The following is a 17,767-nucleotide window of genomic DNA, read 5'->3' on the forward strand; positions in this document are numbered from 1 at the left end:
TCCCAAATCAAGTCCTTAATTGGATCTCCGAGAAAGCTTTTGTATCTTTTGTATATATAGTTTAAATATCATATATAATACGTTGTTTTTCACTATGTATACAGGATTTCTCGCTGTATCTCGCGATTTGGAAGCTTTCGCATTTCCCTCAATACAAATCTTACAAATCTCTTGATCTATTTGGGACTCATTTTGCTTACGTCCTTTATTTGTCTTTATTCTAACATACCCTTTTGACTTTGTCAACAATCTGTGGTACGATTCTTATAAAAGCTGATTTATCGACATGCCTGTCATTAATAGCATGTCCTTATATAAAAAAAGGGAGGTTCGGCCATGATCAGCATCAGTATCATAAGTCCTTTAAAATCAATGGCTGTCATCGATAAAGCGATCGAACACAACGACTTTGGATGTGTATTTCACAGGTACGTTTACGAAAATCTGGAAGAAATTAAAGACATATACGAACAGTGTAAGGACATCTCCGATGTGCTGTTTTTCTCCGGGGAACTTGGTTACTCCTATATTCTGACCCATGTGGATGATCTGAAGGTCCCATGTACCTTTATCTCCTATACTGAAAAGACTCTGCTGTCCATCCTGTTAAATTTTGTAATCCATTACCCGGATGTTCCGCTAAACAGACTCTATATTGATTTTCTGACTCCGGTAAATGATTTTATGAATTTAAAGAAATATCTGGATCCGGAACATATGCCTTACTGCTTTGAAAATCCTGTCTATAACTATGAAACCTTAAAAGAGCGGGCTGTGGAGCTCTGGGAAAGTAAAAAGATCGACATGATGTTCACGCGGACCACAAACCAGCTGGAGGTTCTCAACAAGCTTCAGATCCCCTATATCCACTTTCTCCCCACGGAGGAGATGGTCCGCGATTCCATCCGGCACGCAATCAATTCTATCCGCTTAAAACAGAAGAACCAGCTCAACAAGCTCGTGATCCTCATAAAGCTCGTCTATCCGGATAATATCTCCTCACAGGACCGGGAATATCTGGAGATCACCCTTCACAAATATCTTCTTGATTTCCGAAAAGAGTACGCGTACGATTTCTCACTTCACGCAGTCTCCAACCGGTTTGAGCTGGATCTCGACAGTGATCTCTACAAGAGCAGCTTCAGCCGTATCCAGGATCTCATCGCTTTTCTGGATCAGAAAGGCGATCTGGAATTCCGTCTCGGCGCCGGATTCGGAAAATCTCTCGGTGAGAGTCATTATCAGGCAGATCTTGCCCTGCAGGAGGCTGTCAAATACGGAAAGAATGACGGTTTTGTCATCTCCGGCGAGGACAATGCCCTCACCGGCCCGCTCTCTCTTACGAGATCCTTAAATTACAGCTATTCCAACACAAAAGCGCTGGACTATTCCCAGAGCAATGGGATCAATGAGAGCAATCTCTTAAAGATCGTCGGTCTCTTTCAGATGGATAAGGACACGATCATGACAGCCGCCTCCCTGTCCCAGTGGCTCAACATCACGAGCCGCAGCTGCAACCGTATTTTACAGCAGCTTCTGGATTCCAATTTAATAGAAGAGATCGAATCCCAGAAGCAGGAAGGCAAAGGACGGCCGACGAGACAGTACCGGTTCTGCAAGAACAACTTTATACGGACATTCTTCTAGGCTATTATAAAAGACCACGCTCCGCCACATTTCATGCGGGGTGCGGTCTTTTGTATCACCTGTAAGAGTATGTCAAAGTACATTTTTGCGCTGAAGTGGTCACTCGTGATGATCAGCAGCTTCTTTCAGACATATAGCACCATAAAAAACGCCGCCGGGACTGCATCCTTTCCCGGCGGCATCTTTTATGTTTATGTCAGAACATTCTTATTTAAATAGTAACTATTCAGTACCTTCATAGTTACATGCAAAAATCCATTCCAGATCAGCTTCGCTGATGGGATTTTTGCCCTCCAGCCTATGTTTTCTTACGGTCAGCGCAGCAAGTGCGCAGACCTACTGAACAGTTACTTTAAATATATCTTATGCTAATGCAGCAAGCTCTTTTCCAAGTGCCTTGCAGTTCTCAAGAGCCTCATCATCCGGAGTTTCCTGGCAGATAACACCCTCGCCGCCTACAACCGTAGCGCCAGCAGCTTTCATTCTGTCTTCCCAGTCTCTCATCCACTGACCGTCTCCCCAGCCGTAGGAACCGAACAGACCGATCTTCTTGCCGGATGCAAATGCCTCAACCTCAGTTACAAACGGCTCCATCTCGCCTTCCTCAAGAACCTCAGCTCCCATTGCCGGGCATCCAAGTGCGAATGCGGATGCTGCCTGTAAATCATCCATAGATACGGAAGAGATGTCTGTAACAACAGCTTCCTTACCTGCTTCTGTGATTCCCTCGCCGATGGCTGCAGCCATAGCAGCTGTATTTCCTGTCTGAGACCAGTATGCAACAATAACCTTATCCATTTTTTTATTTCCTCCTGAAATTTGTTTTGCGGTAATCCGGACCTCGCCGTCCACCGCTTTTTTATTATTGGAACCGGCGGTACTTAGGATGCCGCCAGGATATCCCTGATTTCGTTTCCGTTTCCGGTCATGGAGATCACATAATCTCTCGCCCGGTCATATGCCTCAAATGTCTTTAACGCATCTTCCAGGTTTCCATACACTTTCCAATATCCGGAATATAGAAAATCTCTGCCGCCCTTCTTAATGAATCCCTCTACATCCACTGGCGGATACCCGAGAACAAGACCGATCTCATGGGGGAATCCCAGTTTTCCGTCCATGTGCTCCTGATAACCTTCCGCGATGCGGTCCAAAGTTTCCTCAAGACCTAGGTCCTCATATCCGAAGGACGCCATTAACCGTTTTACATCCTCCCGTTCCAGGTATGCCCTGAGCATTCCCGGACGGTAAAGCAGGATCGACAATCTGCCGCGGAATTCATAGAGAACCCGGCAGCATACCGGTGATCCTTCAAAAAGTTTGAACACTTCTTCTTTCTGATCTGCACGCACATTTAAAAGATTCGATAATTTGATGCCTGTGAGAAGCGGTGCACACTGTAAAACTACCTGCTTCTTCGTTCCATTGACCGGGAGCTTCTGTACTACCCCGAAGATCTCTTCGCTCATACGTCATACCGCCTTTCCATCATAATGATTCCGTGCCTTCCGGCCTGTGCTTTCTTACTGTCATCACAGTAAATGTGCAGGTCTGCCGGATTATTGCCTGTTTTCTCATCACATTATCCCACCGGCAGTTCCGGTTTATGCACTGTGCTTTTCAAGAATCTCAGCAAGCGCTGTGCCGCTGCTTGTATGACAGCGGACGATATCAGTACGGTTCTCATCCACCTCATCTAATACGCAGCGCACCATCTTGTGGGATACGGTGTTGGTAAACAGAATCAGAAGATCCGGTCTTCCGATCAGTTTATCAAGCCCTGTCTTCATCTGGGTAAAAACTTTCGCTTTATATTTATGATTTTCACAAATTTCTTTATACTGTCTGACCATACGGTCATGTCCGCCAATAATAACAACGCTCATGAATTTTTCCTCCTTTGCTCAAGGGTTAGATCCGCCTAACTGATGCTACTAGGTTAGCATAAACTAACTTCATTGTCAATATCTGTAATTGAGAGTTTTTCCCATTATATTAGTTGCAGCTAATTATTTTGTATAAGAATAACTCTCACCCCATTTACTGTTATTTTTTCTCAAAAGGAAGAATAGACTTTGACTCATTTCACGGATTATGCTATACTAAAATGAAGAATAACAAGGTTCCGTTTAACTGATAATGATCACGGACAATGTTATAACTTTCCGGCGTTTACAGGCTTGTGCTGAACTTATTGCACGGCTGTGTTTTTTTTATGACGGCTTTTCGTACATCAATGCGCTGAAAAGTTTCTAACCACGTTACACGATATATGGGGGTAATTACTTGAAAATCCAGGAATCTGCTGAAAACTATCTTGAGACTATTTTAATGTTAAGCGAAAAACAGCCGTATGTGCGTTCTATCGATATCGCAACTGAGCTCGGCTTCTCCAAACCCAGCGTCAGCGTCGCAATGAAGAATCTCCGGGTCAACAACCTGATCTTGGTAAATGACGAGGGACATATCACACTGACCGATGAAGGCCGCCGGATCGCGGAAACGATCTACGAGCGCCACACAGCCCTCTCCAAATGGCTGATGGACCTCGGTGTCAGCGAGCAGACCGCTCTCGACGACGCATGCCGGATCGAACACGATATCAGTGCGGAGAGCTTCGCTGCAATCAAAGAACATATCAAAAAATATTCTTCCGAAGAGAAAAATTAATGCATCTGGAACGATCTGCCAACAGTTTCAGCGTTATTATGATGATCCCTTGAAAATGTTGGGAACACATCTTTTGTGTTTCCAGCATTATTTTTATGTGCAGATCAGGCTGAATGTGCTGCATTTTTGGGAGACTCACGAAAGTCACCCGAACAGGGCTTTTCATGCAAATATCCTTTCAGCACCTGCCGTGCACGGTCTTCTCTATGCCAGAAAAAAGCGCAGAGACCATGTACTATCTTTGTCCATGATCCTGCACTTTTCACATTTCAGATTTTGATTTCCGATCAATCTTTATAAGCAAATCCCACAAAGGACAGCTCACATCCACCTGCCACACGGCGGAAAATATTCACAACGGTACTCATCACGTCGGCAAACACATTGTCCTTCGTCTCAACTCTGACCTTGCCATCGACGATCTCTGCATCTTTAATCTCCGGGAGTTCCAGCACTTCCCGCATGATCTCTGATACTTCCTGTTCCGAAATTTTCTTTGAAAGCTGATAAAATCTTCCCATGATTCTGCTCCATTTCCCTCCCGGAGGAGTATTATTAAAGCGGCTGCATTCTTTTTCGTGACCGCATGTTAGTTATTTCTAACTGCTTTCATCATACTCTCTTTATAAGAAAATGGAATATCTTTATTGAGAATCTTTCCTATTAAGTAAAATTATTTTTCGTCCAACAAACAGAAAATATCAGTTCCTCGGGACCTCTATTTATTTCACCCACACACCACTGGCGTTCACCTTATATCCGTCCGGTGTCGTCGTGTTCGTCAGCATATACCCATCGGCGCCCATATAGTACCAGAGTCCGCTCACCGGCGACTGGAACCAGGCGTTTGTGAGGTATCCGCCGGACTTCTTGTCCACCCACCAGCCTTTGGAATTGCTCTTCCACTGGTAGAACGTGCCTTTGCTGTAGAGATACATATTGGAGAGAACGCCCGATGCGCAGACATTGTTGATCACGAATCTCTGTCTCCAGGTCTTTCCGTCGGAATCCTTCGCCTGGATCTCAAAAACGCCTGCCTGTCCGGTGTAGGAAGACTTTCCTTCGGATTTTCTCGCGTTCCAGTCCAGTGTATACTGAAGTGTTCCACCTTTTTTTATCGTTCCAAGAGACGCATTAAAATCCCTGATCGGATTTCCCATTCCGTCATATGCCTTCACGGTATATGTCGCGCTGGCAGCCGCCTCTGTAAACGTCACCACCGCGCCCTTCCGCACGATCGGCGCGTCTTCCGCCTCTTTCTTTCCCGATGTATTCGTCACAGTCACATTCGTCGTCCCCACGTAGGAGCTGTCCGCGCTCTCAACTCTCCAGGAAAATCCGGCAAAAGCCGTAATCTGGAAAGCCACCGCGAAGACGCATGCGAAAATAGCTGTCTTGATTGATTTTTTCATAGTGATTCACCTCTATACGATCCTTTTGTTTCCATTTTGTACTGACTTCTTTTTAAGCAGCACAGCTTCTGACCTCCATGGGTTCTTTTCCTTTCGAACACATTTTTCCTTTTTACGCATACATCTCATTATATCCTATCTTGTCCCGAAATGCAACGAATCCTCTCTTACACTTCTCTTATGAAAAAGCGGCAAAACACTGGCAAAATACATGGACATCCACACCTTTCCACATTGACATCCCCTCTCAGTATGCGATATAATTCTTATTAACTATCTTCAAAGATTTTAAAGGGCAAAATCATCATTTTTTTGCCCCCAGACATCTTTTAAACGCTTACTTGAGGGGGTATTTTAAGTTATTATGAATGGTGCAGAAGCTATGGTCAAATGCCTCGAGGAGGAGGGCGTAACCAGGATCTTCGGATATCCGGGTGTTGCGATTTCCCCATTCTATGAGGCCTTATATAATGCCGGAACCATCGAGCATGTCCTTGTCCGTCAGGAGCAGGCGGCCGGACACGCCGCAAGCGGCTATGCCCGCATCTCCAGAAAGGCCGCAGTCTGCGTCACATCTTCCGGTCCTGGCGCGACAAATCTGATCACGGCGCTGGCAACGGCCTACGCCGACAGTATTCCGTTAATCGCAATCACCGGGCAGGTAAACTCCAATCTCTTAGGACGTGACGTATTTCAGGAAGCAGATATGCGTGGTTCCACCGAATCCTTCGTAAAATACAGCTATCTTGTAAAGAGCGCCGACGATATTCCGCGCATCTTTAAGGAAGCTTTCTACATCGCTTCCACAGGAAGAAAAGGACCGGTCCTCATCGATATCCCGTGTGATGTCCAGATCGACCTCTTAAAGAAGTCCTTCGACTACACGTCCGAGGTCAATATCCGCGGATACAAGCCAAACACAAAGGGAAACAATCCGCAGATGCATAAAGTAGTTGCTGCGATCAATAAAGCGAAAAAGCCTCTGATCTGTGCCGGCGGCGGTGTGATCCTCGGAAACGGTGAGGAGTGTGTCCGCCAGTTCTGTGAGAAGAACAATATCCCGCTTGTAACAACGATGATGGGCATCGGCGTTATGCCGAAAAACCACCCGCTGTACTTCGGAATGCTGGGAAATAACGGAAAACCCTATGCAAACCGTGCCGTGGCAAACAGTGACCTTCTGATCATTGCCGGCGCGAGGATCGCCGACCGTGCCGTTCCCAAGCCGGAAAATCTGGAACAGCAGGTCAATATCATCCACATCGATATCGATACCGCCGAGATCGGCAAAAACCTCGGACCTACGATCCCGCTTGTCGGTGATATCAAGAGTATCTTCGACCGCCTGCTACAGGAGAATATTTCCATCGATACCACAAACTGGATCGAGACACTTCAGGATATCAAAAAAAGTACGGTAGACCACCGTGTCTTCAGTGATAAACTCGTAAATCCGATGCTTTTAGTCCAGCATCTCTCCGAGAAGATGGACGATGACGCGATCTATGTTGCAGATGTCGGACAGAACCAGCTCTGGTCTGCCGACAACTATGTGATGAAGAACGGCCGTTTCCTCACAAGCGGCGGTATGGGAACCATGGGCTACTCCATCCCGGCCGGAATCGGAGCGAAGATGTGTACGCCGGACAATCAGGTCGTTGTTGTCTGCGGTGACGGTTCCTTCCAGATGTCCATGTACGAACTTGGAACCATCGCAGTAAACAAGGTTCCGATAAAGATCCTTGTCATGAGAAACCACTATCTCGGTCTCGTCCGCGAGCATCAGGAAAAGACTTACGAGGAACATTATTTCGGTGTCCAGCTCTACGATTATCCGAAATATGCCAAAATCGCCGCTGCCTACGATATGGACTACTTCCACTGCGACAGCAACGAGACTCTCGACGCGGAACTCGACCGTTTCCTTGCCTGCGATAACGCCTGCATCATGGTCTGCGAAGTCGACAGCCACAACAACACAAAATAAGGAGAACGCAAGATGAAAGGTATTTTTTCTGTACTTGTAGAAAATAAAGACGGTGTTCTCTCCCAGATATCCGGTCTTTTCGCGAGAAGAGGCTTCAACATCGACAGTCTGGCCGTGGGCGAGACGGAACGCCATGATATTTCCAGCATGACCATCGTCTCCACCGGCGACCAACGTACCGTCGATCAGATTGAGAAACACTTAAACAAGAAGCTGGACGTGATCAAAGTCCGCCGCCTTGAAGAAACCCGCAGTGTACTTCACGAGCTGATGCTCATCAAGGTCTCCTACTCCGCAACGAACCGCAGCTCCCTGATCGAGCTCTGCAGCGTCATGGGCGCCAAGATCGTCCACGTCTCCCCGAAGAGTATGGTCATTGAGTTCCATGCCGCACCGGATGTTCTCACAGACTTTATTGAACTGGTAAGAAGCTTTGGTATTCTGGAGCTCCAGAGAACAGGTACGATCTGTATGGCGAAAGACTGATCTCATAAAAAAGAATGTGCCTTGGCACATTCTCGCGCCTCGCGCGGTCGCTTGCGACAATCTACATCTTCGCGCGAGTGCGCATCTTTGGCACGTTAGTGCCTGTTAAAAATGTCATGGAACCGCGCCTCAAAAAGGGATCTCCGGTTTCCATGACATTTTTTGTTTTCCTTATTTCCCGTATTCTTTCAACGTCTCAACGAGCAATTCCCAGAAACGATTCTTATCAAATTCCATCGCCATCTCGACATTCGGCTCTTTTCCGTCCGCATCCACCTGCTTTTCGTGGGAGAGATCCTCTTTCGGGTCCTCGCCCATATACTTTCTCCAGTCGCAGACGGTCATTCCGCGGGTGAATTCGCCCTTTGTCTCCACATCGATATGGACCATCAGGCTCTTTTTCACCACTGCCGGATCGATAAGCCAGCTCACGGTGCTGGCATCGCAGAGTTCAGAGTGACCATACATCTTTGCCGCAAAGGAAAGAAGGTCCGCACACACATCAGCAACCTTATTTCCGACGGCTCCCTGATCGATGACTATGAACTCCCTCAGACGTACCCACCGATCTCCGCGATTCCGGTGCCGCACACCGAATGCGGACGTCATGCTCTCACTTCCCTCGTAAAGATCGTAGAAGCGAAAGGAGGAAAAACCAAGCCTTTCACCGCACTCCCGGTTCTCACTGGTCTTTCCTCTGTAGGTGTGCCTTATCTGTTCAGTTCCCAGAAAGTAATCGTCGTTGGCAGTACAAATATGGACCGGTATCTGAACTTTGACCAACTGCCGCACACCGGAAAAGCAGTCCGCACCGCAAGTTCTGCCACCTATCCAGGCGGAAAATGCTTAAACCAGTCCGTGGGACTCTCACGGCTCGGTCATTTCTCCGTACCGATCAGCTGCATGGGGGACGATGTGGACGCGGATACGATCTTCGATTATCTTCACGGCTATACAATGGACAAGACCGGCTTAAAACGTTGCCGGAATGAGCAGACCGGACAGGCGTATATCTTCGTACAACAGGACGGAAACTCCATGATCTCCATCATGTCCGGTGCAAACAACGCCCTGACTCCACAGATCATTGCCCTCAATGAGGAACTTTTCGCGAATGCCCGCTGCTGCCTGATGCAGACGGAAGTCCCGACAGAAACACTTCTCACAGCATGCGAGATCTGTAAAGCTAAACACATCCGGACCGTTTTAAAGCCGAGCGCCTGTTCCGTGCTGCCGGATAAGCTTCTCTCCATGATCGACATGATCATTCCAAACCACAGCGAATTATTTGAGATCGTGCCGGATGCCGCAGATATCAACGAAGCCGTTGACCGTCTTCTTGATTCCGGAATCGGAACCGTGATCGTGACACTGGGGGCTGACGGTTCTTACATCAAGAGCCGGGAATTTGGCTGTGAATGCCGGATCCCTGCCAGGGACATTATCTCCATCGACAGTTCCGGTGCCTGCGACGCCTTTATCAGCGCCCTGGTCTCCTACATGATGTACGGATATGACCTCGTCACCTCCGCAAAGATCGCCACCTGCTCCGCTGCATTGGAGGTCACCCGTCAGGGAACTACATCCTCTCTGCCGGACAGACATACGCTGGAAGCTTATATTCATCAGGTGGAGCCGGAACTCCTCAACAAGCCTATAAGTTAAGATGTAAAAAATGCCCAGATATCCTTTCCAGGCAAAACTATCGACATTTTGCAGGAAAAATATCCGGGCATTTTTATTTTACAGACGCATATGCTCAAAAAGACCCCTGGGAAAATTTCCCAGGGGTCTCCTATGATCTTACGATCTCATTATATCCTATTTGTAACCTTTCTCATGAAGAGCAGCCTGTGCAGCAGCAAGTCTTGCGATCGGTACACGGAACGGTGAGCAGCTTACGTAGTTTAAGCCAACCTTGTGGCAGAACTCTACGGAAGACGGATCTCCACCGTGCTCGCCACAGATACCGCACTTCAACTCCGGACGTGTTGCGCGTCCTTCCTTAACTGCGAGCTCTACGAGACGGCCAACACCAGTCTGGTCAAGTCTTGCGAACGGATCAGACTCGTAGATCTTTGCTTTGTAGTAGGAATCAAGGAACTTGCCGGCATCATCACGGGAGAAGCCGAATGTCATCTGAGTCAGGTCGTTTGTACCGAAGGAGAAGAACTCAGCTTCCTCAGCGATCTGACCTGCAGTAAGAGCTGCACGCGGGATCTCGATCATTGTACCAATGTGGTACTGCATATCGGAGCCTTTCTCTTTCTTAACCTGCTCAGCAACTTCAACAACGATATCTTTCACGAATTTGAGCTCTTTCTTCTCGCCAACGAGCGGGATCATGATCTCCGGAATGATATCATATCCATCTTCTTCTTTTACTTCGATCGCAGCTTCCATGATCGCACGTGTCTGCATCTTTGCAAGCTCCGGATAGGTAACTGCAAGACGGCATCCACGATGACCCATCATCGGGTTGAACTCATGAAGCTCATCGCATTTCTTCTTGATCTCGTCAACAGTCTTGCCCATATCTTTTGCAAGCTCTGCCATCTCTTCCTCTGTCTTAGGAGTGAACTCATGCAGCGGCGGATCTAAGTAGCGGACTGTCATTGGTCTGCCCTCGAGTGCCTTGTACATAGCCTTGAAGTCGCCCTTCTGGTACGGAAGGAGTTTGCTTAATGCTTCCTCTCTTGCCTCTACTGTATCAGAAACGATCATTCTTCTTAAGTTGTGGATTCTCTCCGGATCGAAGAACATATGCTCAGTACGGCAAAGGCCGATGCCCTCTGCGCCAAGCTTAACTGCGTTCTTTGTATCAGCCGGTGTATCAGCGTTTGTGCGGACACCAAGTTTTCTGAAGGAGTCAGCCCAATCCATGATTCTCTTGAAGTTTCCGCCTACGGATGCTTCCTGAGTCTTGATATCACCGTTGTAGATCTTACCTGTTGTACCGTCTAAGGAGATGTAATCGCCCTCGTGGAAGGTATGTCCGCCGAGTGTGAATTCCTTCTTCTCCTCGTTGATCTTGATCTCACCGCAGCCGGATACACAGCAGGTACCCATACCACGTGCAACTACTGCTGCGTGGGATGTCATACCACCGCGGACTGTTAAGATACCCTGTGCAGCGTGCATTCCCTCGATATCCTCCGGGGATGTCTCAAGACGAACCAGGATCACTCTCTCGCCCTTGCCGCCGATACCAGCTGCCTTAGCGTCATCTGCTGTGAAGCAAACCTTACCAGCTGCAGCACCCGGGGAAGCCGGAAGAGCCTGTCCGATAACCTCGCCTGCCTTTAATGCAGCCGGATCAAAGGTCGGATGTAATAACTGATCGAGGGATTTCGCTTCGATTCTGCAAACTGCTTCCTCAGGAGTGATCTGTCCCTCATCAACTAAATCGCATGCGATCTGGATCGCAGCCGGAGCGGTTCTCTTACCATTACGTGTCTGTAAGAAGTAGAGCTTACCCTCCTCGATCGTGAACTCCATATCCTGCATGTCGTGGAAATGATTCTCAAGTTTCATAGCCAGTTCCATGAACTGCTTGTAGCACTCCGGAAGGTCTTTCTCAAGCTGGGAGATCGGCTGCGGTGTACGAACACCGGCAACAACGTCCTCGCCCTGTGCGTTGATCAGGTACTCACCAAAGATACCCTTCTCACCTGTGGATGGGTTACGTGTAAACGCAACACCTGTACCGGATGTCTCACCCTTGTTACCAAATACCATTGTCTGTACGTTTACTGCGGTACCCCAGTCGCCCGGAATATCGTTCATACGACGGTAAACGATCGCACGCGGGTTGTCCCAGGAACGGAATACAGCTTTCACAGCTCCCATTAACTGTTCCTTCGGATCCTGCGGGAACTCTTCGCCCTTCATAGCCTCTTTGTATACAGCTTTGAACTTCTCAGCAAGCTCCTTTAAATCGTTAGCGTCTAACTCTGTATCATAGTGAACGCCTTTTGCTTCCTTCATTTCGTCGATGATCTTCTCGAAGTAGGACTTCGGAACTTCCATAACGACGTCGGAATACATCTGGATGAATCTTCTGTAGGAGTCATATGCGAAACGCGGATTACCTGTCTTCTTTGCGAAACCTTCTACTGCTACATCATTTAAACCGAGGTTTAAGATGGTATCCATCATACCTGGCATAGATGCACGTGCACCGGAACGTACAGATACAAGTAACGGATCCTCGGTATCACCGAATTTCTTTCCGTTTACACCCTCGAGCCATGCTAAAGCTTCAAAAATCTGATCCTGGATCTCTTTTGTGATCTGTTTTCCGCTGTTGTAGTAGTCTGTGCAGGCTTCTGTTGTTACTGTGAATCCCTGCGGGATCGGCATGCCAAGATTTGTCATCTCCGCAAGGTTGCAGCCTTTGCCGCCGAGAAGATTTCTCATTGCCGCGCTGCCTTCTTCAAACTTATAAACCCACTTTGCCATAAGTTGTTATTCCTCCTAGAATTTAGTTTAGACTAAGATGTCTATATTGCCCTCATCTCTTTGCTCCCCTGCAATACTTCCGCTCCCCCATCACGTAACTCCGGTTTGGAAATATCGCACAAAAAAATCGAGTGTCGGAAAAAAGGCCTGTACATATTATAAGGGATGTTGCCAAAAATTGCAACATCCCTTTATAAAAGTTTCGTGATTTTTTCACATATTTCTGTAAATTTCCGTCGTTTTTCTTGGTCAAAATTGTACACAATTTTCTTTTAATTTAGTACAATTTACCAGTGAGCACTGCCAGGAGGATACCAAGAACCGCTCCCGCAACTACCTGTAGCGGCGTATGTCCCACATATTCTTTCAGTTTTTCCTGGAGAAAAACTCCGTCTAAATTCAGGATATTCTCAAAGAAAACGCTGTTCAACAGTTTTGCCTGTTTTCCGGTCTCCCGCCTTACGCCCATCGCGTCGTACATTACGATCATCGAGAGAACAAAGCTGATGGCAAATTCAAAGCTTCCCACTCCGTACTTCATTCCGGATGCCGTCGTAAGCGCACAGACCGTCGCTGAATGGGAACTCGGCATTCCTCCGGAGCCGAAGATCCGCTCCGGATTAAAAGACTTATTAATCACCATATCGATCACGGTCTTTAAAAACTGCGCCACTGTCCATCCGAGCACTGCACTGATCAGTATCTGGTTTCCCAGAAATTCATTCCACATTGTCATGTTTTCCTCTTTTATGTCAGTATTTCCAAGTCATTTTAGTATCCGATCAGCCAGTCATATAATTCCTGATACTTTCCGGCAGACGTCTTCCAGGAGAAGTCCACAGCCATCGCCCGGTCAACGATCTTATTCCATTCCCGCTTCTTATCGTAGTAAATATGCTTCGCATAGCGGATAATATTCAACATCTCGTGGGCATTGTAGTTCGCGAAGGAGAATCCTGTTCCTGTTCCCTCGAACTCATTGTACGGCCATACCGTATCCTTTAAGCCGCCTGTCTCGCGGACGATCGGCACCGTTCCGTAGCGGAGCGCCATGAGCTGGCTCAAACCGCACGGCTCAAATAAGGACGGCATCAGGAACGCGTCGCAGGCCGCGTAGATCTTGTGGGACAGCGGCTCGGAGTAGTATATCTGCGCTGATACGCGGTCATGATATTTCCAGTCGTAATGGCGGAACATATTCTCATAGTTCTCGTCTCCGGTTCCAAGAACGACCAGCTGCACATCATCCGTACAGATCTCGTCCATCACGCACTGGATCAGGTCCAGACCTTTCTGGTTCGTGAGTCTTGAGACGATACCGATCATGAACTTCTTATCGTCCTTCGCGAGACCAAGCTCTTCCTGAAGCGCGCGTTTATTTTTCACTTTCTCTTTTCTGAAATTTTTCGCGTTGTAATTCTGAACGATATCCGGATCCGTCTCCGGGTTGAAGACATCATAGTCGATACCGTTTACAATCCCACGGAGATCGCCGGATCTCGCCCGCATAAGTCCGTCAAGCCCTTCTCCGTAGAACGGGGTCTTGATCTCCTCCGCGTAGGTGTTGCTGACCGTCGTGATCGCGTCGGCATACACAAGACCGCCCTTCAACATATTTCCGTCTTTGTATGCCTCTAACTTATCCGGTGTAAAGAAGTAGTCCGGGAGTCCCGAGAATCTCTGGATCGTCTTTACATCCCACACGCCTTGGAATTTCAGGTTGTGGATCGTCATGACGGACTTGATTCCGCGGAAAAACTCTCCCTCTCCGAATCTTCCCTTTAAATATACAGGGATCAGTCCAGTCTGCCAGTCATGGCAGTGGATCACATCCGGTCTCCATCCGATCACAGGAAGTGCGGATAACGCTGCCTGTGAGAAAAATGAAAATTTTTCCAGGTCATAATACCAATCACCATATGGCTTATCGCCCCAGAAATAACTCTCATTATCGATAAAATAGAAGGTGATCCCTTCATATACATATTCAAGAATTCCGACATAACGGCTCTGTCCCAGGTAATCCATATAAAAATGATTTACATAAGTAAGATTGCTCAAAAATTTATCCTTGATACAGAGATACTTCGGGATCATGACCCGCACATCAAAATATTCTTTATCAAAACATTTCGGTAAGGATCCCACAACATCGGCAAGTCCGCCGGTCTTGATAAAAGGTACAGCCTCGGAAGCGACAAACAATATTTTCTTCATGATAACCCATCCTTCCACTTTTTGCTCCATGGCAGGGAAAATCCGCAAAAATGCCATGCCCCGCTATTAGATTCAGTATAACACATCCCTCGGAAATTAGAAAGTGGGTCTTTTTGCTTTTTCAGATTTTTCAGATTTTTCAGATACGTTTATAATCCAGTCGAATTTTGTCTGCAATCAGCGCAATAAATTCAGAATTTGTCGGTTTCCCCTTGCCGCCGTTCACCGTGTATCCAAAGAGGCTGTTCAGGGTATCAAGCTCTCCTCTGCCCCAAGCAACCTCAATGGCATGGCGGATGGCGCGCTCCACGCGGCTCGGTGTCGTCTTGTGGGTCTTCGCGATGGTCGGATAAAGGATCTTCGTGACAGAGGACAGCATCTCCGTATCCCGGACGGACATGATGATGGCATCTCTCAGATACTGGTATCCTTTAATATGGGCCGGAATTCCGATTTCATGCAGCATCTGGGTCACATCCGTCTCGAGATTCTGTTCTATATAGGTCTCTTTATCAAGATACGGCTGTACCTTCTTCACATCCGTATGTACCGCACCTGCCGCTTTTATCCGACCGCGACAGACTCTGTGGATCTTATCCAGAATAATATCCCTGTTGAAGGGCTTCATAATATAATAATTAGCTCCGAGCCGGAACGCGTCCTCTGTCACATCCTGGCTGCTGGCCGCCGTCACCATGATGAAGGACGGGTGGTTCTTCATCTGCGTGTTGTTTTTTACTTTTTCCATGACGGAAATTCCGTCCAGTCTCGGCATGATCACATCCATGAGAACAATATCCGGATTCGTGCGGACGATCATGTTGTACGCGTCCTCGCCATTATCCGCCTTCCCAACTACATGGATCCCATCTTCTTTTTCCAGAATTTCGCCAAGTAAATTCAAAGTCTGTCTGTTGTCATCTGCAATCGCAATGGATAATTCTGCCATAATGCTCCTCCTGTAACACATAAAGTTTCTTTTTCGGTCATTTTCCCCGTTCCGGCCGGGCGTCTGACATGATATTTTTCTTTTTGAGCATCCCCGGTAGGAATATAGACATTATAGTATTGCCCCCTTGTCGAATCCAATCCGAAATAGGTGTACAATTTCAAAATCATTCGTGATTTTTCGTTATTTTACGAGCTTTGTATCTATTTTTATCACTATATCTTCTTTTCTTAACATTCTTTAACAGCAGACATGTTAAAAAGAATGTGCCTTGGCACATTCTCGCGCCTCGCGCGGTCGCTTGCGACGATCTACATCTTCGCGCGAGTATGCATCTTTGGCACGTCAGTGCCTTTTTATGTAACGGGGAATTCCTCGGAATTTCCCGTTACATAAAAAAGACCCGACATGTTTCCATACCGGGTCTTCTCGTATTCTGTCGTTTTTATTTGATCGTGAGCAGGTAATTCGCAAACTGCTGCGCTGTACGGCCGGAAAGTCCGCCACCGCGCATCTCGAAACGGTTCGCCTCGTAGCAGATCTCCTCATCAGTCATAACCTCCGGAGTGATGCCCGCGCGTCTCGCGAGAGCCACTGCCATCTCGTTGAACCCTTCCTTGTTCGGCTTCGCGTAGAAGATAGAAAGGCCAAACCGGTTGACCAGGGAGAGCTTCTCCTCCATGGTGTCGGAGCGGTGCAGATCCTCGCTGTGTTCCATGTCCTCTCTGTCCTTCCACGTCTCCTTGATGAGGTGACGGCGGTTGGATGTGGCGTAGATCAGCACGTTGTCCGGCTTTGTCTCGACTCCGCCCTCGATAACAGCCTTTAAGAACTTGTACTCGATCTCAAACTCCTCGAAGGAGAGATCATCCATGTAGATGATGAACTTGTAGTTGCGGTTCTTGATCTGGGCGATGATCGTGGAAAGATCCTTAAACTGATGCTTGTAGATCTCGATCATGCGCAGGCCCTGGGGGTAGAACTGGTTGACGATGGCCTTGATGCTGGTGGATTTACCGGTACCGCTGTCGCCGAATAACAGCACGTTGTTCGCCGCTTTTCCGTCACAGAATGCCTGGGTGTTCTCCACGAGTTTCTTCTTTTGGAGCTCGTAGCCGATGAGGTCATCCAGCATAACGGTATCCATGTTGTTGATCGGCAGGAAGCGGATGGATCCGTCCTTGTTCTCAGCAATGCGGAATGCCTTGTTGAGTCCGAACATGCCGACACCGTAATCTTTGTAGAACTCCGTCACATACTGGAAGAAATCTGCGCCTGACTCGGCCGTCTCAAGCTTCTCGCTTAAGTTTCTCACTTTCTCGCTGACATTTTTATTGTACATCAGCTCTTTTTTGCGGATTGCCTGGTAGTGGGTCAGCTGTGTGAAGCAATCGATGGAGAGTTCTTTCTCCAGCCAGGAAAAATCGTAATCGAACAGTTCCTTGAACATGTCGAAATCGTGGGTCACAAAGTTGTTGACCGTTCCTTCCTGAGCCCCCATCTTCTCACAGACGAGGCTGAACGGATTCTCATTCGTGATCAGGAGGAATGTCAGGTAGTTGTGCCATAAGTTCTTGTCAAAAGCGTAGTCTGTGGCAACCGTCAGAAGATTCTTCACCTGGTGGAAAACGCGGCCTCTGAGCGCCGCCTTCGTCTCTGTTCCATCTTTCAGTTTCTCACAGATATCCGCAAGCTGCCAGAGGATCGAGTCTTCCGGCAGGCTGCCGTATACGAGCAGGTTTGATACGATCTCGTTCATATAGTTTCCTCTCTTTCCGGGGATTTTTCCGAAACCTGGCAGCCTTCAGAAACTGCCGTATGGCATTTTCCGTCAGGTACCTGGTAAAAAGGCGGCGCAGCTTCCAAAATAAGCCCGCCGCCTTTTATATATCATGCGATACCAGGGTTCCAAGATCAAAAAGCCTTTTGCAAACAAGC

General features: G+C 47.6%; 16 protein-coding genes. 5 read left to right on the forward strand and 11 right to left on the reverse strand.

The window, feature by feature from the left end; translation table 11 throughout:
* Positions 1–336: 336 nt before the first annotated feature.
* A complete protein-coding gene (locus tag DW677_RS00955; protein ID WP_117471065.1) occupies positions 337–1,647 on the forward strand; it encodes a hypothetical protein in 1,311 nt (436 codons plus the stop codon).
* 363 nt (positions 1,648–2,010) lie between these two features.
* Here the strand turns inward: DW677_RS00955 and DW677_RS00960 are convergent, their stop codons facing one another.
* The 3 genes from DW677_RS00960 to DW677_RS00970 all read right to left on the reverse strand — a co-directional run bounded on the left by DW677_RS00960 (position 2,011) and on the right by DW677_RS00970 (position 3,533).
* Positions 2,011–2,445, reverse strand: a complete 435-nt coding sequence (locus DW677_RS00960; protein ID WP_015555085.1) for a flavodoxin — start codon at positions 2,443–2,445, stop codon at positions 2,011–2,013.
* Between the two features lie 83 nt (positions 2,446–2,528).
* Positions 2,529–3,116: a DUF3793 family protein gene (locus DW677_RS00965; RefSeq protein ID WP_117471064.1), complete on the reverse strand. Its 588-nt coding sequence runs from the start codon at positions 3,114–3,116 to the stop codon at positions 2,529–2,531.
* A 135-nt stretch (positions 3,117–3,251) separates the two neighbouring features.
* Positions 3,252–3,533: a DUF2325 domain-containing protein gene (locus DW677_RS00970; RefSeq protein WP_015555087.1), complete on the reverse strand. Its 282-nt coding sequence runs from the start codon at positions 3,531–3,533 to the stop codon at positions 3,252–3,254.
* A 400-nt stretch (positions 3,534–3,933) separates the two neighbouring features.
* Between DW677_RS00970 and DW677_RS00975 the strand changes: the two genes are divergently transcribed.
* Entirely contained in the window at positions 3,934–4,317 is a 384-nt protein-coding gene (locus DW677_RS00975) for a metal-dependent transcriptional regulator (protein WP_117471063.1), read from the forward strand.
* A 287-nt stretch (positions 4,318–4,604) separates the two neighbouring features.
* Here the strand turns inward: DW677_RS00975 and DW677_RS00980 are convergent, their stop codons facing one another.
* Both DW677_RS00980 and DW677_RS00985 read right to left on the reverse strand, forming a co-directional pair.
* Positions 4,605–4,838, reverse strand: coding sequence for a hypothetical protein (locus tag DW677_RS00980; protein ID WP_117471062.1), 234 nt, complete (start codon positions 4,836–4,838; stop codon positions 4,605–4,607).
* Positions 4,839–5,039: 201 nt separating this feature from the next.
* Positions 5,040–5,729 (reverse strand): hypothetical protein, encoded by a 690-nt coding sequence (locus DW677_RS00985; RefSeq protein WP_117566306.1) that lies wholly within the window; start codon positions 5,727–5,729, stop codon positions 5,040–5,042.
* Between the two features lie 364 nt (positions 5,730–6,093).
* Between DW677_RS00985 and ilvB the strand changes: the two genes are divergently transcribed.
* On the forward strand, positions 6,094–7,716 hold the full coding sequence (gene ilvB, locus DW677_RS00990; protein WP_117566307.1) for a biosynthetic-type acetolactate synthase large subunit: 1,623 nt from the start codon (positions 6,094–6,096) through the stop codon (positions 7,714–7,716).
* Positions 7,717–7,728: 12 nt separating this feature from the next.
* The gene (ilvN, locus tag DW677_RS00995) at positions 7,729–8,202 is read left to right on the forward strand and encodes an acetolactate synthase small subunit (protein WP_015555091.1); all 474 of its coding nucleotides are present in this window, start codon (positions 7,729–7,731) and stop codon (positions 8,200–8,202) included.
* Between the two features lie 171 nt (positions 8,203–8,373).
* On the opposite strand, the gene DW677_RS18600 is transcribed toward ilvN, so the two are convergent.
* Positions 8,374–8,670, reverse strand: coding sequence for a nucleoside hydrolase (locus tag DW677_RS18600; protein ID WP_242990591.1), 297 nt, complete (start codon positions 8,668–8,670; stop codon positions 8,374–8,376).
* Between DW677_RS18600 and DW677_RS01005 the strand changes: the two genes are divergently transcribed.
* Complete coding sequence (locus DW677_RS01005) at positions 8,659–9,867, forward strand: ribokinase (RefSeq protein ID WP_242992086.1); 1,209 nt, start codon at positions 8,659–8,661, stop codon at positions 9,865–9,867. The two genes, DW677_RS18600 and DW677_RS01005, sit on opposite strands and share 12 nt — an antisense overlap.
* 156 nt (positions 9,868–10,023) lie before the next feature.
* Here the strand turns inward: DW677_RS01005 and ppdK are convergent, their stop codons facing one another.
* From ppdK to DW677_RS01030, 5 genes are all read right to left on the reverse strand, one after another.
* Positions 10,024–12,663, reverse strand: a complete 2,640-nt coding sequence (gene ppdK, locus DW677_RS01010; RefSeq protein ID WP_117566310.1) for a pyruvate, phosphate dikinase — start codon at positions 12,661–12,663, stop codon at positions 10,024–10,026.
* Between the two features lie 277 nt (positions 12,664–12,940).
* Positions 12,941–13,399, reverse strand: a complete 459-nt coding sequence (locus tag DW677_RS01015; protein WP_117471056.1) for a divergent PAP2 family protein — start codon at positions 13,397–13,399, stop codon at positions 12,941–12,943.
* A gap of 35 nt (positions 13,400–13,434) precedes the next feature.
* On the reverse strand, positions 13,435–14,880 hold the full coding sequence (glgA, locus tag DW677_RS01020) for a glycogen synthase GlgA (protein ID WP_117484912.1): 1,446 nt from the start codon (positions 14,878–14,880) through the stop codon (positions 13,435–13,437).
* Positions 14,881–15,019: 139 nt separating this feature from the next.
* Positions 15,020–15,829, reverse strand: coding sequence for a sporulation transcription factor Spo0A (gene spo0A / locus DW677_RS01025; RefSeq protein WP_015555104.1), 810 nt, complete (start codon positions 15,827–15,829; stop codon positions 15,020–15,022).
* A 445-nt stretch (positions 15,830–16,274) separates the two neighbouring features.
* Entirely contained in the window at positions 16,275–17,588 is a 1,314-nt protein-coding gene (locus tag DW677_RS01030; RefSeq protein WP_117505161.1) for an ATP-binding protein, read from the reverse strand.
* Positions 17,589–17,767 lie beyond the last annotated feature (179 nt).

This window comes from Clostridium sp. AM25-23AC, assembly GCF_003435125.1.
Classification (GTDB): domain Bacteria; phylum Bacillota; class Clostridia; order Lachnospirales; family Lachnospiraceae; genus Pilosibacter; species Pilosibacter fragilis.